The 25,032-nt window shown below is 58.5% G+C and carries 20 protein-coding genes and 2 pseudogenes; 6 read left to right on the plus strand and 16 right to left on the minus strand.

The annotated features are described in order from the left end of the window. Positions 1–233 precede the first annotated feature (233 nt). The 6 genes from KVQ74_RS10900 to KVQ74_RS10925 form a co-directional block, all read right to left on the minus strand. Positions 234–3,356, minus strand: coding sequence for a type I restriction endonuclease subunit R (locus tag KVQ74_RS10900; RefSeq protein ID WP_217831070.1), 3,123 nt, complete (start codon positions 3,354–3,356; stop codon positions 234–236). Further along, entirely contained in the window at positions 3,353–4,405 is a 1,053-nt protein-coding gene (locus KVQ74_RS10905) for a PDDEXK nuclease domain-containing protein (protein WP_217831071.1), read from the minus strand. Before KVQ74_RS10905 ends, KVQ74_RS10900 begins: the two co-directional genes overlap by 4 nt. Next, complete coding sequence (locus tag KVQ74_RS10910) at positions 4,402–5,340, minus strand: COG2958 family protein (RefSeq protein ID WP_217831072.1); 939 nt, start codon at positions 5,338–5,340, stop codon at positions 4,402–4,404. Before KVQ74_RS10910 ends, KVQ74_RS10905 begins: the two co-directional genes overlap by 4 nt. Before the next feature lies 1 nt (position 5,341). After that, positions 5,342–6,649: a restriction endonuclease subunit S gene (locus KVQ74_RS10915; protein ID WP_217831073.1), complete on the minus strand. Its 1,308-nt coding sequence runs from the start codon at positions 6,647–6,649 to the stop codon at positions 5,342–5,344. Beyond that, positions 6,639–8,366, minus strand: a complete 1,728-nt coding sequence (locus KVQ74_RS10920) for a class I SAM-dependent DNA methyltransferase (protein WP_217831074.1) — start codon at positions 8,364–8,366, stop codon at positions 6,639–6,641. Before KVQ74_RS10920 ends, KVQ74_RS10915 begins: the two co-directional genes overlap by 11 nt. Positions 8,367–8,702: 336 nt before the next feature. Continuing rightward, a complete protein-coding gene (locus tag KVQ74_RS10925) occupies positions 8,703–9,704 on the minus strand; it encodes a restriction endonuclease (RefSeq protein ID WP_217831120.1) in 1,002 nt (333 codons plus the stop codon). A gap of 307 nt (positions 9,705–10,011) precedes the next feature. Between KVQ74_RS10925 and KVQ74_RS10930 the strand changes: the two genes are divergently transcribed. The 3 genes from KVQ74_RS10930 (at position 10,012) to KVQ74_RS10940 (ending at position 12,743) form a co-directional block, all read left to right on the plus strand. Beyond that, complete coding sequence (locus tag KVQ74_RS10930; protein WP_217831075.1) at positions 10,012–10,392, plus strand: DUF6124 family protein; 381 nt, start codon at positions 10,012–10,014, stop codon at positions 10,390–10,392. Positions 10,393–10,652: 260 nt separating this feature from the next. Beyond that, positions 10,653–11,240 carry a ribosomal protein S5-alanine N-acetyltransferase gene (gene rimJ, locus KVQ74_RS10935; protein ID WP_217831076.1) on the plus strand — a complete coding sequence of 196 codons (588 nt, stop codon included), beginning with the start codon at positions 10,653–10,655 and terminating at the stop codon, positions 11,238–11,240. 69 nt (positions 11,241–11,309) lie between these two features. After that, positions 11,310–12,743: an ArnT family glycosyltransferase gene (locus KVQ74_RS10940; protein ID WP_217831077.1), complete on the plus strand. Its 1,434-nt coding sequence runs from the start codon at positions 11,310–11,312 to the stop codon at positions 12,741–12,743. Here the strand turns inward: KVQ74_RS10940 and KVQ74_RS10945 are convergent. Both KVQ74_RS10945 and pmrG read right to left on the minus strand, forming a co-directional pair. Then, a complete protein-coding gene (locus KVQ74_RS10945; RefSeq protein WP_217831078.1) occupies positions 12,694–13,536 on the minus strand; it encodes a phosphatase PAP2 family protein in 843 nt (280 codons plus the stop codon). The genes KVQ74_RS10940 and KVQ74_RS10945 overlap by 50 nt on opposite strands. A gap of 26 nt (positions 13,537–13,562) precedes the next feature. After that, on the minus strand, positions 13,563–14,234 hold the full coding sequence (gene pmrG / locus KVQ74_RS10950) for a lipopolysaccharide core heptose(II)-phosphate phosphatase PmrG (RefSeq protein ID WP_217831079.1): 672 nt from the start codon (positions 14,232–14,234) through the stop codon (positions 13,563–13,565). Between the two features lie 265 nt (positions 14,235–14,499). Here pmrG and KVQ74_RS29525 point away from each other — a divergent pair. Beyond that, positions 14,500–15,513 (plus strand): annotated as a pseudogene (locus KVQ74_RS29525) (methyl-accepting chemotaxis protein); the annotation flags it as partial. A gap of 309 nt (positions 15,514–15,822) precedes the next feature. Further along, positions 15,823–16,419: pseudogene (locus KVQ74_RS29530) on the plus strand (methyl-accepting chemotaxis protein); the annotation flags it as partial. 224 nt (positions 16,420–16,643) lie between these two features. Here the strand turns inward: KVQ74_RS29530 and KVQ74_RS10960 are convergent. From KVQ74_RS10960 to KVQ74_RS10990, 7 genes are all read right to left on the minus strand, one after another. Continuing rightward, on the minus strand, positions 16,644–17,012 hold the full coding sequence (locus KVQ74_RS10960; RefSeq protein WP_217831081.1) for a glyoxalase superfamily protein: 369 nt from the start codon (positions 17,010–17,012) through the stop codon (positions 16,644–16,646). Between the two features lie 117 nt (positions 17,013–17,129). After that, positions 17,130–18,587 (minus strand): N-acyl-D-amino-acid deacylase family protein, encoded by a 1,458-nt coding sequence (locus KVQ74_RS10965; RefSeq protein ID WP_217831082.1) that lies wholly within the window; start codon positions 18,585–18,587, stop codon positions 17,130–17,132. Position 18,588: 1 nt separating this feature from the next. Further along, positions 18,589–19,449: a MurR/RpiR family transcriptional regulator gene (locus KVQ74_RS10970; protein ID WP_217831083.1), complete on the minus strand. Its 861-nt coding sequence runs from the start codon at positions 19,447–19,449 to the stop codon at positions 18,589–18,591. Positions 19,450–19,464: 15 nt separating this feature from the next. Next, positions 19,465–20,814 carry a GntP family permease gene (locus KVQ74_RS10975; protein ID WP_217831084.1) on the minus strand — a complete coding sequence of 450 codons (1,350 nt, stop codon included), beginning with the start codon at positions 20,812–20,814 and terminating at the stop codon, positions 19,465–19,467. A gap of 245 nt (positions 20,815–21,059) precedes the next feature. Then, a complete protein-coding gene (locus KVQ74_RS10980) occupies positions 21,060–21,953 on the minus strand; it encodes an NAD-dependent epimerase/dehydratase family protein (protein WP_217831085.1) in 894 nt (297 codons plus the stop codon). 103 nt (positions 21,954–22,056) lie between these two features. After that, positions 22,057–22,968, minus strand: a complete 912-nt coding sequence (locus tag KVQ74_RS10985; RefSeq protein ID WP_217831086.1) for a LysR substrate-binding domain-containing protein — start codon at positions 22,966–22,968, stop codon at positions 22,057–22,059. Between the two features lie 61 nt (positions 22,969–23,029). Further along, entirely contained in the window at positions 23,030–23,620 is a 591-nt protein-coding gene (locus tag KVQ74_RS10990) for an NAD(P)H-dependent oxidoreductase (protein ID WP_217831087.1), read from the minus strand. Between the two features lie 198 nt (positions 23,621–23,818). On the opposite strand from KVQ74_RS10990, the gene KVQ74_RS10995 reads away from it, so the two are divergent. Continuing rightward, positions 23,819–24,133 (plus strand): putative quinol monooxygenase, encoded by a 315-nt coding sequence (locus KVQ74_RS10995; protein WP_217831088.1) that lies wholly within the window; start codon positions 23,819–23,821, stop codon positions 24,131–24,133. Here KVQ74_RS10995 and KVQ74_RS11000 read toward each other — a convergent pair. After that, positions 24,123–24,887 (minus strand): sulfite exporter TauE/SafE family protein, encoded by a 765-nt coding sequence (locus KVQ74_RS11000; protein ID WP_217831089.1) that lies wholly within the window; start codon positions 24,885–24,887, stop codon positions 24,123–24,125. The two genes, KVQ74_RS10995 and KVQ74_RS11000, sit on opposite strands and share 11 nt — an antisense overlap. Positions 24,888–25,032: the final 145 nt, after the last annotated feature.

The following is a 25,032-nucleotide window of genomic DNA, read 5'->3' on the forward strand; positions in this document are numbered from 1 at the left end:
ATTGATTTTCAGAGGTTCTACATGAAAGTTAGGGGTCTATTGATCGCATGAGCTGTGTGCTCACGGTGTTTTTTTGGAAAGCCCTTACAACCCAGTGTCCTTAGATAGCTACCATCTCTGAGCATCCCATAGACGAGGAGAGGCCATTCACTCAGTTTTTTCGTGATCGTAGAGACCTGGGGATGAGGACCTTACGAATCTAGCTCGCAAAAACTCCTCGTTTTTAACACCTGTTAGAGCCACCCCTCACACAGCTTCGATGCCTGGTCGAGTATCATCTGCGCCGCATCCTCAGCCTTATCCGGTGGATACTTGTATTTACGCAAAATCCGCCGCACCAAGATCCGCAGCTTAGCCCTAACGCTTTCACGACTACTCCAGTCGACACTGACATTGGCCCGCAGACTAGCAGTGAGCTCATGGGCAATTTTCGCCAGGATTTCATCGCCCAACTCCCGCACAGAAGCTTCGTTAGTCGCCAAGGCATCGTAAAACGCCAACTCATCATCGTTCAGCCCAAGCACGTCACCGCGCTTGCTGGCCTGGGCGAACTTTTTGGCCATCTCAATCAGTTCTTCAATGACCTGCGCCGTTTCAATGGAACGGTTCTGGTAGCGCTTGATGACGTTTCCCAACAACTCAGAGAATTTCTTCTCCTGAGTCAGGTTAGAGCTGTAACGGCTTTTGATTTCTCCTTCGAGCAATCGCTCCAGAAGCTCCACTGCCAGGTTTCTTTCTGGAAGGTTGCGCACCTCTGCGAGAAACGCGTCATCGAGCAAGCCGATGTTGGGTTTCTCCAGGCCCACTGCCTCGAAAATATCCACAACATCACCAGAGACCACTGCATTGCCGATGATCTGTCGGATAGCTAACTCGCGCTCTTCGTCGGTTTTTTTCTGTTGACTGACTTCGCGTTTGATCAGAATGACTTTAATAGCCTGAAAGAACGCCACCTCTTCGCGAACAACTTTGGCCTCATCCAGCGTGCAGCACAAAGTAAATGCTTTACCCATGGCCAACGCGTTATCGGCAAACCGCTTTTTGCCATCCTCCATTCCCAGGATATGGTTAGCTGCGCCGGCCAGTAGTTTGTGTCCCCCCGTGAGGAATTCACCGTAATCGAAGCCATGTAGCAGGCTGCGCAGAACGTCGAGTTTCTCCTCTAATACCGAGTAGGCCTCGTAAGCATCCACCGTCGGCCGGCCTTTACCTTTGCTGCCGGTGTACTCCTTCAGCGCGGTTTTCAGCTCGTTGGCAATGCCGATGTAGTCCACCACCAGGCCGCCCTGCTTGTCCTTAAAGACACGGTTAACCCGGGCAATGGCTTGCATCAGGTTGTGGCCCTTCATAGGTTTGTCCACGTACAAGGTATGGACGCACGGTGCGTCAAACCCGGTCAGCCACATATCGCGGACAATCACGAGTTTGAGGGGATCCAGTGGATCTTTGAAACGCTTCTCCAAGCGCTTTTTGACCTGCCCAGAATAGATATGCGGTCGCAGCAAGGCCTTATCCGATGCGCTGCCCGTCATCACGATCTTGATTGCACCTTTCTCCGGATCCTCGTCGTGCCACTCCGGACACCGAGCGATGATCTCGTTGTACAGGTGCACACAGATCTCGCGACTCATGGCGACCACCATGGCTTTGCCGGGCATCTGCTCCATACTGGCCAGACCCAGATTACGGGCCTCAAAGTGTGTGATCAGATCCGACGCAATGCTCCGAATCCGTGGTTCTGCCCCGACGACCTTTTCCAACGCGGCCCAACGGCTTTTCAGTCGCGACTGCTGATCGTCTTCTTCATCTTCTGCCAACTCGTCGACCTGATCGTCGATCGTAGGTAGCTCGCTCTCTTTCAGCGACAGTTTGGCCAAGCGCGACTCATAATAGATGGCGACGGTCGCCCCATCTTCAGTGGCCTGCTGCATGTCATAGACGTGAATGTACTCACCAAAAACCGAGCGCGTGTCGCGGTCCTCACCGGATACTGGAGTACCAGTGAAAGCGACAAAAGTGGCGTTCGGCAGCGCGTTGCGCAGGTGATGAGCAAAACCAACCTGATAACGCGCTTTGCTCTCAGCAACCTGAAGCCCCGCAGGTACTTTCAGCTCAGCGTTAAAACCATATTGAGTGCGATGAGCCTCATCGGCGATAACAACAATGTTTGGCCGCAAGGACAATACCGGGAAGCTGTCTTCATCGACTCCAGGCATAAACTTCTGGATGGTCGCGAACACGATACCGCCACTAGGACGGTTGGCCAGTTTCGCACGCAAGTCCCCACGTGACTCCACCTGGACGGGTTGCTCACGCAGCAAATCCTGGGATAACGAGAACACCCCGAATAACTGACCATCCAAATCGTTGCGGTCAGTGATCACCACAATGGTTGGGTTTTCCATCGCCGCTTCCTGCATCACCCGAGCCGCAAAACACGTCATGGTGATGCTTTTTCCCGAACCTTGCGTATGCCAGACCACCCCGCCCTTATGACTACCGCCGGGACGCGATGCCGTCACTACCTGCTGAATGGCAGCGCGAACGGCGTGGAATTGGTGATAACCGGCAATTTTCTTTACCAGACGGCCGTCGTCTTCGAACAAAACGAAGTAACGCAAGTAGTCGAGCAACATCTCTGGTACCAGAGCACCGCGTACCAATGTCTCCAGCTCGTTGAATTGCCCCAATGGGTCGAGATCCTGGCCGTCGATGGTGCGCCAATTCATAAAGCGCTCAAGATCTGCCGACAACGACCCCATACGGGCCTCACTACCATCGGAAATCACCAAGACTTCGTTGTATTGGAACAGGTCCGGAATCTGCTCTTTATAGGTCTGGATTTGATCAAAGGCTTTACCCAGATCAGCCTTCACATCTGCAGGATTTTTCAGTTCGAGCAATACCAACGGCAGCCCGTTAACAAACAAGATGATGTCCGGACGCCGAGTGTGTTTCGGCCCCTGGATACTGAACTGATTGACCGCCACCCAGTCATTGGCTTTCACATCAGCCCAATCGATCAGGCGAACGAAGTCGCCTCGGGTTTCACCGTCTTTTTGATACTGCACGGGTACACCGCCGACCAGCAGGCGATGGAACAAGCGGTTAGCCGACAACTGCACCGGCAGTCCCAACTCTAGCACCTGCTTTAACGCATCTTCACGCGCAGCTACTGGGACCTTTGGATTGAGCCTCGCCATGACATTGCGCAGGCGCTCGGCAAGCACCACCTGGCGATAGTTTTCACGCTCAGGTTGCTCGCCATCATGAGCGATATTCGGCCCATACAAATGGGCATACCCCACCTCTGCCAGCCAGCCGAGGGTCTCCTGCTCCAATTGGTCTTCGGTCATTCCAACTCACTTCCTGTGTTCAGATCACCGGCCAATTCGGCCTCAATCTCGGCAATGCTCGGCAGATTTCGGCCCAGGGTTTCGGGCAAGTCGCGCAGCAATTGGTATTCGGCAACGCCGATGGGTTTTTCGATGCCCGACAAAGCGTACTCGGCCACCAAGCGGTTTTGCTGTTTGCACAGCAGCAGGCCGATGGTGGGGTTGTCATCCTCAGCTTTAATCTGCGCATCCACGGCCGCCAGATAGAAATTCAACTGGCCAGCGTGTTCGGGTTTGAAAGCCGTTGCTTTGAGCTCTACCACCACATAACACTTGAGGCGGGTGTGGTAGAACAGCAAATCAATGAAGAACTCATCACCGCCCACATCCAGGCGAAACTGGCGGCCGACGAAAGCAAAGCCTGCGCCTAGCTCCAGCAAGAAACGAGTGATATGACGGATCAGTCCATCTTCAATATCACGCTCGTGAGCATCGTCGCCCAAGCCAAGAAAGTCGAACAGGTAGGGATCTTTCAGGGTTTCGTGAGCCAACGCCGACTCTGCAGCCGGTAAACGTGCAACAAAGTTGGTGACTGCCGCGCCCTGACGTTGCTGCAAGCGGTTCTTGATATTCTGCTCCAGCGTGCTGCGTGACCAACCGAGCAAGACGGTTTGCTGCGCATACCACTCACGCTCGGCAGGGCTGGCCAGCTTGGTCAGTAGGGTTACCACATGGAACCAGGGCAATTGGGCAGCAGGCTGCTGCCCAAATAAACCATTAGGGCAATGCTGAGCAAAAAACGCCATGTACTTGAGGTTACGGCTGGAAAAACCACGGATATCGGGAAAGGCATCGGAAAGGTCGCGCGCCAGTCGCTCAATGACTTTCGCGCCCCAAGCGTTAACCTGCTGACGTTGCCTGATCTCCGCTCCGATTCGATGATACAGCTGCACCAACTCTGCGTTGACAGCCAGTGCAGCACGTTGCCGAGATTGAGCAATATCGACTTTAAGTTGAATCAGCCAGTCGACGTAGCCTTCGGGCAATGCGGAAATCGTTTCTTTAGTCACTCACTCGCCTCCCACTCCTTGGCCGACACCTCACCGGTCTGGTGAAAACGACGTATACGGCCGATGAACTCGGCGAAGTCGATGTTCTCTTCAGTCAATCGATTGCACATATCCCAGTCGATTTCGCCACGTTCGCGAGCGGGGATCAGGATTTGGCTTTCTGCAGGATTCTCTACGTCGAGCTGCATTACGCCAATGCCGTGGGCCGAGGCGAGCATCCGTAACTCTTTGAGCGTGCCGTCTCCCTCGACGGTGCCAGCTACCAAGTAGCCGAAATGCGCCCAGGAGGAGTTGGACACGGCCTGGAAAAAGCTCTTGCGGGCATTCGAACGATTAAGCAGCAGTTTGACTTCGAAGGACCATAGCCGGGCACGACGTTCGCCTAGTACACGAACGCAATCACGCAGGTCTAGCGTCCAGTCAGCTGTCAGATTTTCCAGACCTACCAAATCGGGATGCAGCCATTCGTTGCCACCGCTGCCAGCACGGTTAGACGAACGTTTTTCGTTGATCCGCATGGCGTATACCCGCTGATCGTCCGTCAGCAGGTATTCGGCCAGCAATGGGTAAAGTGCGTGCTCACGCAACGGCGAGGGCTCAGGTAGGTCTGGCGTGGCGAGGGCTACCCCTTCAGCCGCCGCCACCTCAGCGTTGGCGTCCATTTCCGACCAGTAATAATGACGAGGCCGGCCTTCGGTTGTTTTCAACTGAGGATGCATCTGCTGCCAGCGTGGGCGTGAACCAGAAATCTCCGCGACCAGTTGCTGTACCAAATCACTGTCAGTCTGGATGTAACTGGCGCTGGCTGCTTTCTTGACTGCGCATTCCGCTGGGAACTGCTCGAAAACCCATTGAGCAAGTTCACGAGCGGTTTGCTGTGTATTTGGCAAGCTTTGCAGGCGGTCGACGACACGTTGACGGAGGTTAAGTGCCATATTAGAGAATCTCCGACAAAGTGGTTTCGATGTCATCTTCCATTATCGGCAATCGCAACTTGCCGGAGATTAGCCGCGGTAGCAGAGTATCGCGGAGTTGAGTAAGGGTTTTAACCTGGTCTTGGTTGGCCGTAATTTTCTGCTGAATGCTGCTGACGATAGCTTCAAACGCATCCGCCACCTCTTTCGTGGGAATAACTACGGGGTACCTTCCAAGAACATCATTCTGAACACGCTGCCGCCCACTGGTGCCAGACATACTTTGCACTACGTACTCACGAAACGCAGAATGGCGAGCCAATAAATATCCGTGATAAACAGGTAACGGTGCTTTTGGGCGAAGGACTAAAAATTCAGTCGAGCCCCAACCGACTTGATCTAGTAACAAAAAATCGACGAACGCAGTTTTTCCATTTTCGAGACACGGGGTGATACGGGCGAGCAAAGTGTCACCGTTGATAAATTTGGCTCCAGAGCCGATCTCCCTCTCAACCACGTTGCTGACAACATGGCCTTGCGTACTGACATTTGCCATATCGAGATAGGGTGCCACGCAACCCTTCTTGAGCTTTCGCGAAGGATTGATTTCATAAGCGTGCTCAAGCAGAAGTGTTCGCCATCCTACAGGCACTAGTCCCAACTCTGGCTCTTCAAAACTGTCGGGGAATAGCGCTGCGGTAGCAGCATCCATGCCTTCTGGCTCAAACCCTTCAGCCTTGGCACGCACTGGGTCGAAATCAACGAACCAGGATTTGAACAGCGCTTGAGCAATGGCCTCTAGGGTGGCGTTGGTTTCACCCAGTAGGGAAATACGATCGTCGAGTTTACGTAGCACATCAACCATGGCACGCTGGGCAATAAGCGGAGGCAAGGGCACCTCTAGTGCTGCAATAGCCTTTCCGGTTAGATGCTTGATAGTTGTTCCTGTGAAATGTGGCTCGAGGTAACCAGTTCTTGCTGCGAGACAAAACCAATAGAACAGATAGTAGTTGTCTAAAGTCTCTTTTGATCTGATCCGATGGAGGGCTTTCTGAATCTTGATACCCGGTGGGCCAGTCCATATTGCGCACCTCCCAGGTTCTCCTCCCTCACAAACGACTAAGTCGCCAGGCCGCAGGCTATAGCGCTCATCCTCGTGCGACTCAAATCTCATCTCCGCCAAACTTGAGATATCAAACTTGCCCCATCGAACATTGCTATTGCCAAGGTAGGGTTGAAACGCACCTTTATTTTTCTTTGCGTCCAGCATCTTGCCGAGCGAAGACACTACATGATCAGCAAGACGCACCAAGGGCCATTCAGAACTCATAGCCCAATCCCCCCAGCTTCTGCCGGATTACCTGATCGAGCTCCACGCCTTTGACCATCTGCTCCCTTAACAAGGCGGTGAGACTCTGCATCTTATCGGCAAAGGCTTCGTCGTCGTCCTCGACGGCTTCGGCACCGACATAGCGGCCCGGAGTGAGAACATGGCCATGCTCCGCTATTTCAGCGATTGTCACGCTTCGGCAAAAGCCGGGGATATCTGCGTATTCCGCGATCTCCCCGCCAACATCCAACGGTACACCGCGCCAATTAGCAACGGTCTGGGCAATACGTTCGATATCGCCGTCGAGCAGCTCGATCTGTACCCGGCTAACGTTGCTACCGAGCTTGCGCGCATCGATAAACAGCACTTCGCCGGGGCGAGCGAGCTTCTGTTTGGTCAAGAACCACAGACACGCTGGAATCTGGGTATTGAAGAACAACTGGCCGGGCAGCGCTACCATCACTTCCACCACGTCGGCCTCGACCATAGATTTTCGAATGTCACCTTCGCCGTTCTGGCTGGAGCTCATCGAGCCGTTAGCCAAGACGATGCCAGCACGGCCGCTGGACTTGAGATGAAACAACATATGCTGCAGCCAGGCGTAGTTAGCATTGCCTTGCGGTGGTGTGCCGTACGTCCAGCGCGGATCGCCTTCTAGGCTGCCATGCCACCAGTCACTGATATTGAACGGCGGATTAGCCAGAACAAAGTCGGCACGCAGGTCTGAATGTTGATTACGAATAAAGGTATCAGCAGGCTCACGACCGAGGTTGAAGTCGATACCACGAATGGCCAAGTTCATCGCCGCCAGACGCCAGGTGGTCGGGTTGGACTCCTGGCCGTAGATGGAGACGTCGCCAAGTTTACCGCCGTGGGCCTCGATAAACTTTTCCGACTGTACAAACATACCGCCCGAGCCGCAGCAAGGGTCGTAGACCTTGCCGTGGTGTGGGTTGAGTACCGCCACCAGGGTGTTTACGATGCTAGCTGGGGTGTAGAACTGCCCGCCTTTCTTGCCTTCGGCACTGGCGAATTGGCCGAGGAAATATTCATAGACCTGGCCGAGCAGATCGCGAGCCTGGTTGGCATCACCACCAAAACCAATAGTAGAGATCAAGTCGACCAGCTCACCCAGTTTACCGTCAGGTAGCTGGGCGCGAGCGTAGCGCTTATCGAGGATGTTTTTCAGGCTTGAGTTTTCTGCCTCGATGGCAGACAAGGCCTCATCGATACGTTTGCCGATATCTACCTGTTTCGCGGCAGCACGTATTGACTCCCAACGTGCCACTTCTGGAACCCAGAACACATTCACTTCTTTGTAGAAGTCGCGCTCCTCAAGCTCTTGAGCAAGTAATTCAGCATCGTCACTATCCAAATAATAGTCGTCGCTGGGATCAGCAAAACGACGTTCCAGCTCGACGCGGCGCCCAGCAAAGCTGTCAGATATGTATTTGAGGAAGATCAGGCCGAGAACGATGTGTTTGTACTCAGCGGCGTCCATGTTGGCGCGCATCTTGTCAGCAGTAGCCCACAGCGTTTTTTGCAGGTCCTGCAGGGTGTTACTGGTGGAGACGGCAGCCGTCTTACGGCCGGGTTTTTTCTTTACCGAATCAGGCTCTGGAGTGACAGGGCTTTCGCTCGACGAAAAACGAGCACGTGCCTGATTGAGCGCCTCTTCAGCAAGACTGCTGGGGGTGGCACCCTTTTGATCTGTCATGGACTACTTCCTACATTTGACGCAGATGAGTTGCGTGTAAAAATTGAAAACCCGACCACCGAGGTTCAGGCGAAGATTGCCCGCATGATAACGGGTCACCACCCGTTTCGTCTGAGTTGTAACGACCAAGAGAACGCGTACCACCTTGCAAGGCAGGAATTACCCCGAGTCAGGGTCAGTCCAGCGAGCTTGCAAGGCCTCAAGAAAACCCGCCGCGGTCTAATCGGTATTCCAATTGGTATTCCAACCAAGAAAATCGAACTGATATTTACATTATTAATCGACAACCTACAGAATCAATTCAACTTACCCCGGCCAAACAAAACCCTGCCCCCTTCAAGCAGGCACATAAAAATAACTCAACGGCACCAACCGCTTTGTCTCCGGATCGGTCGCCGGGTAATGCGCCATCAACGTGCGTGCCAGCTCATCCAGCGTCCACATTGTCAGATGCACATTGGCTCGTTCCCCTTCATACAGCGCGTCCTTGGTGAATCCGCCAGTACTGACATACAGGCCTCGATCATCTTTGTGTCTACCACCCAAAAAGCTGCGAATCTCACTGCTTCCCATCCGAGCGCTTCGATGTTTGACCTCTACAACGATCCGTGGCGGTTCGAATCCGAAGCCGTCGGGCGAAGCAATGATGTCTTTACCCCGGTCAGCACCTGCTGGTGAAACAAGTGTCTTGTAGCCCATTGCTCGCAAGATTCCCGCAACCAGTTCCTGCATTTCATCCCATTCAAGGCTGTTGATCTGATCCTTGATCCGTTCGAAAGCAATCTCCTGAACTCCTTTCAACGGATCTTCAAGAGCTTCCGGTTCTTCAATCGAGTCTTTTGGCGCAAGGGATACGGTGTTGCCCGTAGCGAGAGCCAGCAACTCCTTCTGTGCATCTTCGGCAACATTGAATACAGTCAGGGTAGATCCCAGACTGTTTCTGCTTGCTCCAGTAAGTTTGTCTCGATCAACTTCGTTTGCGTACCACTCAACGGGTCTGGTCAGAGACATACCGTCATCTGCCAGATCGGGACGGGGCTGGCACGCGCCAGTAAAGCGGCCCACCAAATAGGTGCGGTTTGCGGGGGAATACGTGACGACCGTATCGCCGATATTGATTTCGTTAACGAAACGGAACACCTGCGAAGCACCTGATATGGCGGTCCCTTCCTTTATGCCTGGCTGAATCTCCTTATAAGCCTGAATCAACGCCTTCCGTGAAACACCGGGCTTCGCCGCAGGCGCTAGCTGAGCCCAACCGATGGCGGCGAGATTGCGATCTCTGAAGTCGTCATAAAGACGGCCGCCGTCACCTCGAATCATCCACATTGTTGGCATGTTGGTACTCATTCTTTCCATGGAATAGGGAGAAGACTGTAGCAACGGCGGTCGCCTGTGTGAATGAGAAGCTCGATACCGAACGCTGCATAGTTGAATGAGCCAACGGTGCGAGATTTCAGCGCGATGCCTTCCACACCAAGTCCTACACAATCTCCCCATCCTAGGACTTTTCCCTCAACCCACGTCGACTTCCATGAACTGGTGGCACTCGTTTCATGAAGTTACCCTGCTGCCTTCGCTGCACTTCGGTGAACGGCGCCGGCAAGCCGGGACCCAGGGATCACCAACCACATGGAGCTATGTCATGAAGAAAGAAGACCCGAATCCTTTTGAGAGCGCGACGCTCTGTGAGTCGAAGACGCTGACGATTTCCGAGCGCTCCAATGTTGCCGAGCCTCGGGGCAATGGACGGCGGCGTGGTTTGCCGCTGGTGCCGGTGAATCAGATGTTCAGTGTTCGTCCTGACGCCGATCTGATGACATTGCTGACTCATGCTTCGCAGAATCTGGCCTCGGTGAATGTGATGACTCTGGATATAGTTAATGATCCGCAGGGGCCACAGCGGGCGCGGGCGGTGGCAATTCATCAGTTGACGGGGCTGGCCGAGATGCTGGTCAGTTCGGCGTTGGGCAAGCTTGATCCGCTGCAATTACCGGCCGAAGAGAAGCCGTTCAGGTGCCATTGAGCCGCTTGGCGATCTTCAACCATTAGGTTGCGAGCCAGCGGTCCGCTGCCGGTCTGGCGACATGAACTTTTCTTCACTCCCCCCGCTTCGCCAAACCTGTAAAGTCTGCTCGCTCATTCAAGAAACTACGGTTCGCCCGCACTCTCCTGCGGGCTTTTTTTTGTCCGCCAAAAACACACGCCCCCACGAGAGGGATTCACGTTTGTGTTTTCTTCGCGACCGGGCAATCCTGTCGTTACCCCCACGACCCGGAGCACCCGATGCCGCTGCTGACCCTGCCCTGCCAACGCCTCACGCTCGCGGTGCTGTCCCCGGATCAGGCTGCGCTGGAGAGCGATTTCTACCGGCGCAATCAGCGCCATCTCGCGCCGTGGTCGCCGATCCGTACCACCGATTACTTCTCCACCGAACAGATCCGCCGACGCCTCGAAGTGCAGGCCAGTGCGTTCGAAGCCTCGCTGGCCGTGCATTTCGCGATACTGACCCTCGACGGCCAGCAGATGATCGGCGCCTGCAATTTCAGCGGGATCATTCGCGGGGCGTTTCAGGCGTGTTATCTGGGGTATCACATCGACGAGACCCGGCAAGGCGAGGGGTTGATGCAGGAAGCGCTGGAAGCCGCCATCGCATACATGTTCGACACCCAGAACCTGCACCGGATCATGGCCAATTACATTCCCGGCAACGAGCGCAGCGCCCGTTTGCTCGAGCGCCTCGGGTTCGAACGGGAAGGTTATGCCAAGGCTTATCTGAACATCGCCGGGCGCTGGCAGGATCATGTGCTGACCGCGCTGGTCAATGCCGCCTTCGAGGCGCCGGAGCAGCGCTGGTCGCGTCGTCTCGCGTGACGTTCACAAATTGTTAAGGAATGGCCGCGTAAGCTGGGTTTCCCGCTCCCTTCCGGTTGCCTGAAACCTATGTCGCGTTCCGCCTCTTCGCTGTTTCTGCTTGCCGCCCTGCTGTTTTTCTTCGCCTTGGGCAACCATCAGTTGCAAGGCTCCACCGAGGCCCGGGTCGCGGGCATCGCGATGGAGATGCATCTGGACAATGACTGGGTAACGCCGCGTCTGTTCGGCGAGCCGTTCCTGGAAAAACCGCCGCTGAGCCTGTGGCTGGATGCTGGCGCCATGCGCCTGTTCGGGGTGTCGCCATGGGCGGTGCGCCTGGCGTCGGCGGTAGCCGGGCTGCTTAGCGTGATGTTGCTGTATGGCATGCTGCGTCGTTTCGAGCGGCCGAAGGCCGTCGCCTGGACGGCGGGGATTCTGCTGGCGACCATGGCCAGCTACTGGAGCAACGTGCGCGGCGTCGGTGAAGATGCGTTGCTGGCGCTCGGGGTCAGCATGGCGTTGCTGGCCTTTTTCCAGTCTCAGCGCGCCTCGACGCCCGGCAGCAGTTTGCTGTTCATCGCCGGGATTGCCATCGCCACCCTGAGCAAAGGCGTCCTGGGCCTGGCGATGCCTGGCGTGGTGATTTTCGCTTACCTGCTGGCGGACAACCTGCTCGACCGGCGTCTGAAGATCAGCGCCTGGTTGCGTCCTGGATGGTTGACCGTGGTTGGCCTGATCCCGCTGCTGATATGGCTCGCGGTGTTGTATCAGCGCGGTGGCATGCCGGCCGTCAGTGAGGTGTTGCTGACCAACAGCGTCGGACGTTTCAGTGGATCGTTCGTCGAGGCCGGGCATTACGAGCCCTTCTACTATTACCTCGCCAAACTGCCGCAAGCCTTTTTGCCGTGGAACATCCTCGTGTATCTGGGGCTGTGGCATTTTCGCAAGGAGCTGCGGGCCAATCGCTACCTGCTGTTTTTCAGCCTGTGGATCGTTGCGCAATTCGTCATGCTGACCCTGGCCTCAAGCAAGCGCACGGTGTACCTGATGTCGATGACCCCGGCGGCGGCCGTGATCGCGGCTGAGTATGCCAGGGTGCTGTTCGACAGATTGAAGGGGCGTGAAAACGGCTGGATCGGCTGGATCGCCCGCCATCGCCAGGCCCTGAGCATGAGCGTGCTGACGCTGGTGATCGGCAGTTACCTGGTTGCCGCTCAGTGGGCCTTGCCCCGTGCGGATCGCGAACTGTCGTTCCTGCCGCTGACCACCGAGATTCAGACCCTGCAAACCAACGGCCATCAGGTGGCGCTGTTTCAGGCCAATGAACGAGTGGGCGGCGCCAGCGTGTTCTACACCCAAAGCGTGCTCAAGGGGCTGGATACCGATGCGCAGCTTCGGGACTTTCTCGGTGCCTCTTCGTTGAACGTGGCGGTGATGTCCGGAGATCAACCGCCAGTGGCGCCGCTGAAGGTGCTCAAGACAATGATGGTGGGGCGGCAGGCGTATTACTTTGTAGGCCTGTGAATGCAGGCGCGTGCTTCTGGCGTACCGGCAACGCCAGTCGCGCCTGTCCGTAGAACGCCAGGGCTGTCAGCAAACAGGTCAGCCAGACGAAGATTCCGGCCCAGAACGTGTGGGACATGTAGTGCCAGCCTTGCAGGACACGTGTTGTGCCATAGACCAGACCGAGCAGCAGCGAGCCGTACATTACCGCCCCGGAGAAGCGCCACTGGTAACGCCGCGCCACAAAGTATAGCGCCAGCATGGTGAATCCACCGGAGGCATGGCCGCCCGGCCAGCAACGGCCTTCACCGGCGTCATGAAACCACTGGAAATTGCTGAACCAGTCGATGTGTTGCATTTTGCCGCCGTACAGGGTGGTTTCGATCGGGCAATACACGCTGGTGTGCGCCTTCAGGAAGTGAATCACCCCGGTACACAGGGCAAACGCGATCACCACAAACAGAAAGTCGCGGCGGTGAGCGGTGGTGAATCTCAGGATCGGCGCCACCTTGCTGCGCTCCAGAAAAACACCGAGGCGCGGACGTCTGGCGGTGTTGAGCAATGGCCAGACAAACGACAGCACCGCACCGATGACCGCCACCTCCCCCGTCCAGTTCGGCACGATCCGCGCCCATTTGTGGGTGAATTGCTCGAAGAGATGACTCTTTTCGATCGGGAACACCTGGGTCAGCGGGTCGAAGAGCATGTTGCTGAAGGCGATGTCGAGATGGGTCATGTCGAACATCACAAACACCAGTGCCGCGCAGGCCAGGGGAATACCGAAGTTGAGCAAATAGAAACGACTGGGCGACATGGCGGGTCCTGAGTTGGGGAAAACATTCATTCTGTGGTCACCGAACGCCAGTCCGAGGCTTCGATAAGGCCGAGTATTTTCGGGGCCGTCGGGGTGGCGGCGGAGATGAACAGCGAAGCGCCGTAACCTGGCGTCGAGGTCGATGCCTTGAGATCTTTCTCCAGTTGCGCCATGCATTCGCTGTGGGTCACCAGAATCAGATTGCGTCCCGCGACCTTGTGCGCGAGTGCCTGCTGCAACATCCGGCCCTTGCAACTGATCAGCCAGTCTTCACCGGTGCCGGCTTTGTTGAACATATAGCCGGCGGTCTGCACCGTGCGCAGCATCGGACTGTTGTAGATATCGGCCTGGTCCAGACCAAGGTGTTCGAACTGCGCACCGACGCCGACCGCGACACTGCGCGAACGGTCGGTAATGCCGTCGTTGCCAGCCAGACACGGTGCTTTGGAATGGTCGCAACGCTCGACGTGGCGCACCAGCACGATCATGTCGCCCTTGGCCCACCCCGCCGCCAGGGCCCGGGCACCGGCCACATTGCCATGGGCCAGGTCTGGCACCGAGGCAGGCGCCAGCAGCCACAGGGTCAGGGGGATGACCAGCAGCGATGCTGCCAGCACCACCAGGGTATTTCGATAACGGGCCAGACCGCTCAGATCAATCGAGCGTTTCAGGCCGAACAGACTCAGTCTCAATTCCACATCAGGCCGCCTCACCGGCATGCACCACGCTTCTCAGGATGCGGCGAGGGTAAAGACGCGAGCGTGGGCAGGCAGTGAAACCCGTGTGAAAAAAGTCTTGGCGGCTGCCCGGAAAACCCTGTTACAGAATCAATCCGACAAAATCCTTTCAGCTCTCGGGTTTGCGGCCGATACAGACCTGCTTACACCCTTGCTGGCTCAAAAAAACAACAAATCTTCCAGCCTAACTGACGATCAAGGAACACAACGTTCTGGAGGAATTGTGATGAATAGCTGGTTCGGTAACATCAGCGTGAACCTCAAATTGGGGCTGGGCTTCGGTCTTGTCCTGGCCCTGACCTGTATTCTCGCCCTGACCGGCTGGACCAGCCTCGGCGGTCTGATCGACCGCAGCAACTGGATGAGCGACATCACCCAGCTCAATGCCAGTCTGACCAAGCTGCGCGTGGTGCGTCTGCAATACATGCTGACCAATGGTGATGAAACCGCCGCGCAGAACGTGCAGACCACACTCGAAGGTTTCGCCGCGCAACAGCAGGCGCTGATCGAGAAATTCAAGAGCCCGGAAAACGTCAAACTGCTCAAGCAGCAGGCCGCGACCATCGCCGAGTATCAGACTTCGCTGAACAAAATGCGCAACGCCTACCGCACCGGTAACAGCGCGCGCGACACCATGGGCACCAACGCCGAAGCGGCGTACAACCAGATCGAAGCGATCAGCGCCCGCGTCCAGCAGATGCCACTGAGCGATCAGCGCTTCGAACAGTTCCAGGCCATCACCACCGCCAAGGAAGCGTTCATCCTGGCGCGCTACGAAGTGCGCGGCTACACCGCCACCGCCAACGCCGATACCGAGCAGAAAGCCGTCGGCCAACTGGACGTGGCCATCGCCAGCCTCAAGCAGTTGAACGTGCACTTTGCCGACAGCCAGCAGGACGCCCTGCGTTCGCTGGAAACAGCGCTGATCAACTACCGCAGCGCCTTGCAGGCGTTCAAGACCGCCAACAGCGAAGCGGTGCAGGCGCGCAAGGAAATGACCGACCAGGGCAACCTGATCGTCTCCCTCAGCGAGCAGTTGTATCAGATCCAGCTCGACCGCCGTGACCTCGAAAGTGCCCAGGCTCGCACCCTGCAATTGATCAGTACCCTGCTGGCGCTGCTGGTCGGCGTGATTGCCGCCGTGGTCATCACCCGGCAGATCACCCGTCCGCTGCAAGAAACCCTGACCGTGGTCGAGCGCATCGCCAGCGGCGACCTGACCCACAACGTCACCGTCACCCGCCGTGACGAACTCGGCGTGCTGCAGCAAGGCATCGGGCGCATGGGCGTGACCCTGCGCGACTTGATCAGCGGCATCCGCGACGGCGTCACCCAGATCGCCAGCGCCGCCGAAGAGTTGTCGGCCGTGACCGAGCAGACCAGCGCCGGGGTCAACAGCCAGAAAGTCGAGACCGATCAGGTTGCCACCGCCATGCACGAGATGACCGCCACCGTGCAGGAAGTCGCGCGCAACGCCGAGGAAGCCTCGCAAGCCGCTGCCGCCGCTGACGGCGAAGCCCGTGAAGGCGACAAAGTGGTGAACGAAGCCATCGCGCAGATCGAGCGCCTGGCCAGCGAAGTGGTGCGATCCACCGAAGCCATGAGCGTGCTGCAACAGGAAAGCGACAAGATCGGCAGCGTCATGGACGTGATCAAGGCTGTGGCCGAACAGACCAACCTGCTGGCCCTCAACGCCGCCATCGAAGCGGCCCGTGCCGGTGAAGCCGGTCGCGGTTTCGCCGTGGTCGCCGACGAAGTCCGTGGCCTGGCCCAGCGTACGCAGAAATCCACCGAGGAAATCGAAGGCCTGGTGGCCGGTCTGCAAAACGGCACTCAGCAAGTCTCGGCGGTGATGAACAACAGCCGCGCCCTGACCGACAGCAGCGTCGCCCTGACCCGCAAGGCCGGCTCGTCCCTGGAAAACATCACCCGCACGGTGTCGAACATCCAGTCGATGAACCAGCAGATCGCCGCTGCCGCCGAACAGCAAAGCGCCGTGGCCGAGGAAATCAGCCGCAGCATCATCAACGTGCGCGACGTCTCGGAGCAGACCGCTGCGGCCAGCGACGAGACGGCCGCGTCGAGCGTTGAACTGGCGCGCCTGGGTGGTCAGTTGCAGACCATGGTCAGCCACTTCCGCGTCTGATGCCCCGTCAGCGCTGACGAAAAAGCCCGCCGCCAGACCGCAATGGTTTGGCAGCGGGCTTTTTTGTTTGGCTTGCGACTTTTTCCCTCACCCCAGCCCTCTCCCGGAGAGAGAGAGCCGATTGGTGTGCTGTTCAAAATCCAAGTTCGACTCGGTAGCTCATGTCGACTCAGCCCTCCCAGACACTCGATCAGTCCCTTGGTCAGGGTGAGGGGCTTGCGGGGTCAGACGCTGATCGCGTTGGTGAACACCAGCCGATTGCCGAACGGATCAGTCACCGTCATGTCCTGGCTGCCCCACGGCATTGCCTGAATCTGCGGGCGGGCGAATGGGTATTCGCTGGCGATCAACTGCTGCTGGAACGCTTCCAGTTCATCGGTCTCGATCCGCAGGGCCGAGCCCGGTGTCGCATCGCCGTGGTGTTCGGACAGATGCAGCACGCACTCGCCCCGCGAGACTTGCAGGTACAGCGGGAAATTCGCCTCGAAACGGTGTTGCCAGTCGATCTTGAAACCGAGGAAGTCGACGTAGAACGCTACCGCCTTGGCCTCATCGAAAATCCGCAGGATCGGGGTGGTTTTACCGAAGCTCATGGGGTGCTCCCTGACTGGTTGGCCCCACAGTCTAGATGGGGTGGATGTCAGCAATTCGGCTTGGCGCAGGCTTTCTTTAATTGCAATGTGCCACCACTGTGACGCATTGCTCGAAACTCAGCGAAAGCTGTCGCGCAAATCACCTTGCCGCGCCAGAAACCGCCCTTCCCGGCGACCATTGGCCTGTCCATCTTGATAACTCAACACGCCGTTGACCCACACCCCGTCAATCCCCTGTGCTGCCCGTTGCGGGTCGTTGAAGTCCGCCACGTCGCGCACGGTCGCCGGATCGAACAACACCAGATCCGCCCAGCGTCCTTCACGGATCTCGCCTCTGTCCTTCAAACCAAAGCGCGCGGCCGACAGACCGGTCATCTTGTGGACGGCGGTGTGCAGCGGAAACAGGCCGATGTCGCGACTGAAATGTCCGAGCACCCGTGGGAAAGCGCCCCACAAGCGCGGATGCGGGAACGGATCTTCCGGCAGTCCGTCGGAGCCTACCATCGACAGCGGATGGGCGAGGATCCGGCGCACATCGTTCTCGTCCATGCCGTAATACACCGCGCCGGCCGGTTGCAGGCGTCTGGCGGCGTCGAGCAGAGACACCTTCCATTCGCCGGCGATGTCGATCAGGTCGCGACCGCCCACCTCTGGATGCGGTGTCGACCAGGTGATGGTGATGCGGTGAGCGTCGGTGACCTGCTTCAAATCTAGAGTAGAGGAGCTGGCCGCGTAGGGATAGCAATCGCAGCCGACCGGATGGGTTTTCGCCGCTGCCTCCAGCGATGCGAGCAACTGCGGACTACGCCCCCAGTTACCGGCACCGGCACATTTGAGGTGGGAAATGATCACCGGCGACCGGGCGTGACGGCCGATGCGAAAAGCCTCATCCATCGCCTCCAGCACCGGTTCGAATTCGCTGCGCAAATGGGTGGTGTACACCGCGCCGAACGCCGTCAGTTCTTCGGTCAGTTGCATGACCTCGTCGGTGGACGCCGAGAAGGCACTCGCATACGCCAGCCCTGTGGACAAGCCGAGCGCACCTGCCTCGAGGCTTTCGCGCAACTGCTCGCGCATCGCGGCGATTTCCTCGGCGCTCGCCGTGCGAAAGAGGTCGTCGAGGTGATTGCTGCGCAGCGCCGTGTGGCCGACCAGCGCCGCCACGTTCAACGTGGTGTTGGCCGCCTCGACCGCCGCGCGGTAATCACTGAACCGTGGATAGACGAACGCGGCGGCCGAACCGAGCAGGTTCATCGGGTCCGGCGGATCACAGCGCAGGCTGACCGGCGAGGCGCTGATCCCGCAGTTGCCGACGATCACCGAGGTCACGCCCTGGCTGAGCTTGGGCAACATTTGCGGCTGACGGATCACCACGGTGTCGTCATGGGTGTGCACATCGATGAAACCCGGCGCCAGCACTCGGCCGGCGGCGTCGATCTCATCGGTGGCGCGCGCATCGCCCAGGTCGCCAATGCGCGCGATGCGACCATCGACGATTGCCACGTCGGCGGCGTAGCCGGGGGTATTGCTGCCATCGATGACCAGGGCGTTGCGGATCAGGGTGTCGTACAGCATGTCAGTCTCCCAGCGGCAGGTGATCGTCGCCGCCACGGTATTCGTCGAGGGCGAGTTTGATCCGCCGCAGACGCTCTTGGTTGTCTTCAGGATTGGCCAGCGCCAGCTCGGTGGCCAGCACGTCGATGGCGAGCAACATGCCGTAACGCGCCGCCGTCGGTTTGTAGATGAACGAGGTTTCTGCACCTTGCAGCGGCAGCACGATGTCGGCCAGCTCCGCCAGCGGCGAGTCGGCTCGGGTGATGGCGAGGATTCGCGCGCCATAGTTGCGCGCCAATTCCACGGTTTCCAGCAATTCCGGGGTGATGCCGGTCAGCGAACAGACAATCAGCACATGTTCCGCACTGAGACTGGCGGCCGTGACGCGCATCATCACCGCGTCGTGGCACACCGCAACCGGATAGCCCAGGCGCACCAGACGCACCTGCAACTCATCGCTGCACAGAGTCGAGCAACCGCCCATGCCGAAGGCGTGAATCATCCGCGCCTTGCCCAGCAACGTTACCGCATCGGCGAAACGCGACTCGTCGAACGCCGCCAGATGCTGGCGCAGGGTGGTTTCGATGTCGCCGACGATCTGCCCGTAGAACGCCGACTGCTCGGGCGTCCGCGCCGGGTCGAGAAAGCGGCTGCCGACGCCGCTGGCCTGGGCCAGTTGCAGGCGCAGATCGCGCAGGTCGCGGCAACCGACCGAGCGCGCAAACCGTGACAGCGTGGCGGTGCTGACCTCCGCTCTGTGCGCGAGGTCTTCGAGGCTGGCGGACGCGGCAAATCCAACGTCGTCGAGCATCAGACGGGCGATGCGTCCTTCACCGGCGCTGAAGGAATCCTGACGGGCGCGGATCTGATAAAGGATGTCCATGACGCAGGGCTCCGGTTAAAGCAGGTAGGAAAGGCCGACGGTCAGCGCGAACGCGACCAGCGAAATCAGGGTTTCCAGCACCGTCCAGGTCTTGAAGGTCTGGGCGACGGTCATGTTGAAGTATTCCTTGATCAACCAGAAGCCACCGTCGTTGACGTGGGAAAAGATAACCGACCCCGCGCCCGTCGCCAGCACCAACAGTTCCGGGTGTGGATAACCCAGGCCGATGGCGACCGGCGCCACCACGCCGGAAGCTGTGGTCATCGCCACCGTGGCCGAACCGGTGGCGATGCGCATCAGCGCGGCGAACAACCAGCCCATGATCAGCGGCGACAGGTGAAATTCGTGGGCCAGGCCGACGATCTGATCGGTTACGCCGGCGTCCACCAGAATCCGGTTCAGGCCACCGCCGGCGCCCACCAGCAAGGTGATGCTGGCGGTGGGCGCCAGGCATTCATTGGTGAATTTGAGGATCGATTCGCGATTGAAACCCTGGGCCAGCCCCAGAGTCCAGAAACTCAGCAACGTCGCCAGCAACAACGCGATGACCGAGTTGCCGATGAACAACAAAAACTGATTGAAGCCGCTGCCCGGCGTGGAAATCAGGTTGGCCCAACCGCCGATCAACATCAGCACCACCGGCAACAGAATGGTCGCCATGGTGATGCCGAATCCCGGCAGGCTGTCGCGGGGCTCGCGCTCGAGGAATTGCTTTTCCAGCGGGTTGTCCGCCGGCAACTGAATGCGCGGCACTATGAATTTGGCGTACAGCGGGCCGGCGATGATCGCCGTCGGAATACCAATCGCAATCGCGTAGAGCAAGGTCTGCCCGACCGACGCCTGATAGGCCTGTACCGCCAGCATCGCCGCCGGATGCGGTGGCACCAGCGCATGCACCACCGACAGCCCGGCGACCATCGGCAGACCGACCATCAGGATCGACACGCCGACCCGCCGCGCCACGGTAAAGGCAATCGGCACCAGCAAGACAAACCCGACCTCGAAAAACAGCGGCAGCCCCACCAGAAACGCAATGCACACCATCGCCCAGTGCGCGTTCTTCTCGCCGAAACGCTCAATCAGCGTGCGCGCCATCTGCTCGGCCCCGCCGGATTCGGCCATCATCTTGCCGAGCATCGTGCCCAGCGCGACCACCAGCGCAATATGCCCCAGCGTCTTGCCCACCCCGGCCTCATACGCCCCCACGACGCCGGACGGCGGCATCCCCGCCACCAGCGCCAGACCGATGGACACCAGCGTGATGACAATGAACGGATTGAGCCGGTAACGGGCGATCAGAACGATCAGGGCAATGATGGCAACGGCGGCATAGACCAGCAGCCAATAGCCGAAGGAAGGCGTCATGCGGTACTCCTCGAAAGGGTCACGTCGAATGGGTTGTGAAACTCATAAATCATTTCGAGATCGAGTTTTCAAACGAAGTGAAAATAATTTTCGTGGAGGGATAAGGGTTGTCGCTGACGGGTATGGGATGTCGTGAATAATGAAAATCGAGGGGTGGGATTTACATGGGTTTTCAATGAACACAAAAAACCTGTGGCAGCGGCTGTGCGACGCTGCCACAGGTTTGAACGCGTATCTGAAAAGGCTTACACCATTTCGTTACGAATCCATTCAACCACCGAGGTGCGTTTCGGTGCCCAGCCCAACAGTTCGCGGGCGTGTTTGCCGCGGACACGGCTGTTGGAGCCGAGGCCGTAGTTGGCCATTTCGTAGCCCCATTCGGCTTCTGCGTCTTGCAGCGGCCAGTCCTGGGGTTCGCCGAGGTTCAGGGCTTCTGCCATGGCGGTGGTCATGTCGATGAACGACGCTTCGCCGCTTTCGACGAAGTAGAAGGTGCCTGGTACGTTTTTGCTCAGCGCCAGCAAGTATAGGGAGACGACATCTTCAATATGCACGTTGGACCAGATGTTCTGCCCCGTGCCGACATGCCGGACCACGCCGCTTTTACGTGCCTGTTTCAGCAGGCGCGGCAACTGCACGCTGTCGCGGTTGACGCCCAGGCTGTGGCCGTAGATCAGGGTGTTGCAGATCACTGCCGAGTTCACCCCGTCCTGCGCCGCCGCGAGGATCAGGTTGTCGATGGCGACGCGGGCAGCCTTGTCGACAGTGGGTTGCGGCAGGTTGTCTTCGAAGTAAATGACGTCGCTGGATTTGCCGCCCGACGCATCGCCGACGATGCTCGACCCGCTGGTGTGCAGGAACACTTTGTTCGAACCGCGCAACGCGTCGAGCAAGGCTTCGACCGCGCCGCGATGGTCGCTGCTGGCGGCATTGATGACCGCATCGGCCGCGCGGGCCTGCTCGCCGAGCAATGCCTGGTCATCAAGGGTGCCGATCACCGGGGTGATGCCCAGAGCCTTGAGCTCAGCGGCTTGTTCGGCGCTGCGCACCAGGCCGGTGACGGTGTGCCCGGCCTGGATCAGACCGGTGGCGATGGAGCCGCCGATAAAGCCGGCAGCGCCGGTAACGAATACGTTCATGGAGAAACTCCCTGCGTGAGTAAGTGATGCAACGAGTATCGACTTGCGATGCGGCTGGAAAAACCCGCCCTCGGCCAATTCACTCTTGCGCAGGAATCACGAATCAGCCCTGGAAGTCGGCGCTGGCATACGCCGCCAGTTTGCCCTGGATGAAATCGAGGAAGCATTGAATGCGCAACGCCAGTTGCGAGTTACGGTAATACACCGCGTTGATCGGCTGCCGGTAACCGCTGTTGAATTGCGCCAGCAACACCTTGAGCCGGCCGGCGCGGATGTCGTCGATGGTCATGAAGTGCGACAGACAGGCAATGCCCTGCCCTTCCAGCGCCAGATGCCGCACGGTTTCGCCGCTGGATGCGCTGATCGCCGGGGTGATCGGCCAGCGGTCGCCGTGCACGTAACGCAGCGGCCACTGGTTGAGGCCTTCGTTCTGGGTGAAACCGAGCAAGGTGTGTTCGCTCAGGTTCACCACTTCCAGCGGTTCGCCATGTTTTTCCAGATAGGCGGGGCTGGCGACGATCAGCAGCGGGCTGCACCCCAGCGAACGCGCATGCAGCGTCGAGTCGGCCAGCGTGCCGATGCGGATGGCGATGTCGGTGCTTTGTTCCAGCAGGTCAATGATCAGATCATTGCTGTTGAGTTCGAGCTGGATGTCCGGATACAGCCGGCGGAACTCATCGATGTACGGCACGATGGCGTGCAGCATGAACGGCGACGCCGCGTTGATCCGCAACCGCCCGGACGGATTTTGCTGGCGCGAGGACAGGCGTTCTTCGAGTTGATCCATCTGGTCGAGAATCAACTTGGCCTGCTCGAAGAAATACTTGCCCTCCTCGGTCAGATCCATGCGCCGCGTGGTGCGGTTGATCAACGTGGTGTCGAGCTTGCCCTCCAGCCGCGACAAGGTACGGCTGACCGCCGACGGCGTCTGCCCGACCTGTTCGGCGGCGGCGGAAATCGAACCGCATTCGATCACGCAGACGAAAATCTGCAACTCATCGGATCTGGCTTTCACGGATGTCCTCGAATCGAAAAGGCCTGCTGCGCAAGCTCAGGCCTTCGATAGTAGCCGAGTGTCAGGCCTTGAGGCCAAACACCTCGGTCAGGTGCTGCTCGTAACGCGCCACGTCGGCCTCGATGTTCGGACGCTTCATCACGTCCACGCAAAGGAACGTCGGCAGGCCGGTCATACCGAGGAACTGGTTGGCCTTGTGGAACGGGAAATACACGGCGTCCACGCCCTTGGCTTCGAAGAAGTCGGTCGGGTCGTCGAAGGCTTGCTGCGGGGCGTTCCAGGTCAGCGACAACATGTATTGCTTGCCCTGGATCAGACCGCCGCTGCCGTACTTCTGCGACGCGTCGGAACGGGTGCGGCCGTCGCTGGCGTAGAGGCTGCCGTGGCCTTCGGTGAAGACTTCGTCGATGTACTTTTTCACCGTCCACGGCGCGCCCATCCACCAGCCCGGCATCTGATAAATGACCACGTCGGCCCAGAGGAACTTGGCGACTTCCTCGGCGATGTCGTAACCCTCGTCGATGAAGGTGGTCTTGACGTCGACACCGCCGCGATCCAGCACACTCAGCGCCGCCTCGTGCAGGGTGGTGTTGTAGCGACCATCGGAATGAGCGAATTTTTTACCGCCATTGAGCAACAAGACTTTTTTCATGGAGCGCCTCAATCGGATTCCGATGCGCAGCCGCCGGGGCTGGATGGAGAAGGGAGAAATTTGAATGGCGGCAGATTAGCGACCGGTCTCGCGCGGAATAAGCCGTGGCCGCGCAAAATACATTTGAGAAAAACGCACGAATCAAGAGCAGATTGTTGCCGTAGGATTGGCCGCCATCTGAACTGGAGGAAGTGTCTGATGAGTGAACGTCACGGTTTTATCCTGCACGCCAAGACCCGCCCGGAAAAAGCCGAGGCCTTCGAGGCGCTGTTTCGCGCCTATGTCGAACCGAGCCGCGCGGAGCCGGGTTGCATCGAGTACCACATGCTGCGCGACAAAGAAGATCCGACCCTGTTCATCTTCTATGAGATCTGGGAATCCCGGGCGCATCTGGACGTGCATTCGAACCTGCCGCACATGCAGGAATTCTTCGCCAAGCGCATGGATTACCTGGAGCGGGATTTCGATATCCGTCCGATCGAAATGCTCAGCGCGTCGTCGGCTAGCCGCTGATCAACAGGTGGGCGCCGAGCGCGCCCAGACCGACGAAGAACACCCGCTTGAACAGCACCGCGCTGATCCGCTGCCGCAGCCATTGGCCGAGCAACATGCCCAGCACCGCCGGGATCAGCGCCAGCAGCGAGGCGCTCAACTCCCCGCCGCCCAGCGCTCCGCGCCAAAGCAATCCACCGGCCAAAGCCAGGGTCGACACGGTGAAGGACAGGCCCAGCGCCTGCACCAATTCATCGCGGTTCAAGCCCAGGGCCTGCAGGTACGGCACCGCCGGAATCACGAATACGCCGGTGGCCGAGGTGATGACGCCGGTGATCACCCCACACAACGGCCCCAGCCACGGTTCGTGACGACGACTGACACGCAGTGTCGGCAGGAACAGACCGCTCAGCGCATACAGCAACAACGCCGCGCCGAGCCCACGCACCACCCAATGTCCTCCCGCCATGCCGATCCATAACGTGCCGATGCCGGTGCCGAGAAAGATCATCAGCAGCATCGGCCACAGCCGTTGGATCAGCCCGCGCAGATGCCCGCCGAATGCCAGTTGCCAGACGTTGGTCAGCGTTGCCGGAATAATCAGCAGCGCCGCAGCCTGCGACGGCGCCATAGCCAGGCCGAGCAGCCCCATGGCGACCGTGGGCAGGCCGAGGCCGATCACGCCTTTGATCAGGCCGGCGACGATGAAAGTGGCGATCACCAGCAAAGACAGGGTCAGGCCGAGGTTCTGGTAAAAATCTGCGAGTGCGTTCATGGCGCTACTGTGCGCTTCGGATGACGGGTTGAAAATCTGGCATACACTGAGGCTGCCTCTTGATTTTCAAGAGGCTTGGATTTTCCTTGAAGCGGCGGGCCTCTTCGCGGGCAAGCCCGCTCCCACAGGTTTTGTGTTCGCCACC

Origin of the sequence: Pseudomonas botevensis, assembly GCF_019145475.1 — a bacterium.
GTDB lineage: Bacteria > Pseudomonadota > Gammaproteobacteria > Pseudomonadales > Pseudomonadaceae > Aquipseudomonas > Aquipseudomonas botevensis.

Coding starts and splice junctions, on each gene's coding strand:
- KVQ74_RS10940 (WP_217831077.1), top strand. CDS start 11,310: ATGTCGCGTTCCGCCTCTTCGCTGTTTCTGCTTGCCGCCCTGCTGTTT.
- KVQ74_RS10965 (WP_217831082.1), bottom strand. CDS start 18,587: ATGCTGTACGACACCCTGATCCGCAACGCCCTGGTCATCGATGGCAGC.
- KVQ74_RS10920 (WP_217831074.1), bottom strand. CDS start 8,366: ATGACAGATCAAAAGGGTGCCACCCCCAGCAGTCTTGCTGAAGAGGCG.
- KVQ74_RS11000 (WP_217831089.1), bottom strand. CDS start 24,887: ATGAACGCACTCGCAGATTTTTACCAGAACCTCGGCCTGACCCTGTCT.
- KVQ74_RS10925 (WP_217831120.1), bottom strand. CDS start 9,704: ATGCCAACAATGTGGATGATTCGAGGTGACGGCGGCCGTCTTTATGAC.
- KVQ74_RS10970 (WP_217831083.1), bottom strand. CDS start 19,449: ATGGACATCCTTTATCAGATCCGCGCCCGTCAGGATTCCTTCAGCGCC.
- KVQ74_RS10960 (WP_217831081.1), bottom strand. CDS start 17,012: ATGAGCTTCGGTAAAACCACCCCGATCCTGCGGATTTTCGATGAGGCC.
- KVQ74_RS10910 (WP_217831072.1), bottom strand. CDS start 5,340: ATGGCACTTAACCTCCGTCAACGTGTCGTCGACCGCCTGCAAAGCTTG.
- KVQ74_RS10930 (WP_217831075.1), top strand. CDS start 10,012: ATGAAGAAAGAAGACCCGAATCCTTTTGAGAGCGCGACGCTCTGTGAG.
- KVQ74_RS10995 (WP_217831088.1), top strand. CDS start 23,819: ATGAGTGAACGTCACGGTTTTATCCTGCACGCCAAGACCCGCCCGGAA.
- KVQ74_RS10945 (WP_217831078.1), bottom strand. CDS start 13,536: ATGTCGCCCAGTCGTTTCTATTTGCTCAACTTCGGTATTCCCCTGGCC.
- KVQ74_RS10975 (WP_217831084.1), bottom strand. CDS start 20,814: ATGACGCCTTCCTTCGGCTATTGGCTGCTGGTCTATGCCGCCGTTGCC.
- KVQ74_RS10980 (WP_217831085.1), bottom strand. CDS start 21,953: ATGAACGTATTCGTTACCGGCGCTGCCGGCTTTATCGGCGGCTCCATC.
- KVQ74_RS10915 (WP_217831073.1), bottom strand. CDS start 6,649: ATGAGTTCTGAATGGCCCTTGGTGCGTCTTGCTGATCATGTAGTGTCT.
- KVQ74_RS10990 (WP_217831087.1), bottom strand. CDS start 23,620: ATGAAAAAAGTCTTGTTGCTCAATGGCGGTAAAAAATTCGCTCATTCC.
- KVQ74_RS10900 (WP_217831070.1), bottom strand. CDS start 3,356: ATGACCGAAGACCAATTGGAGCAGGAGACCCTCGGCTGGCTGGCAGAG.
- rimJ (WP_217831076.1), top strand. CDS start 10,653: ATGCCGCTGCTGACCCTGCCCTGCCAACGCCTCACGCTCGCGGTGCTG.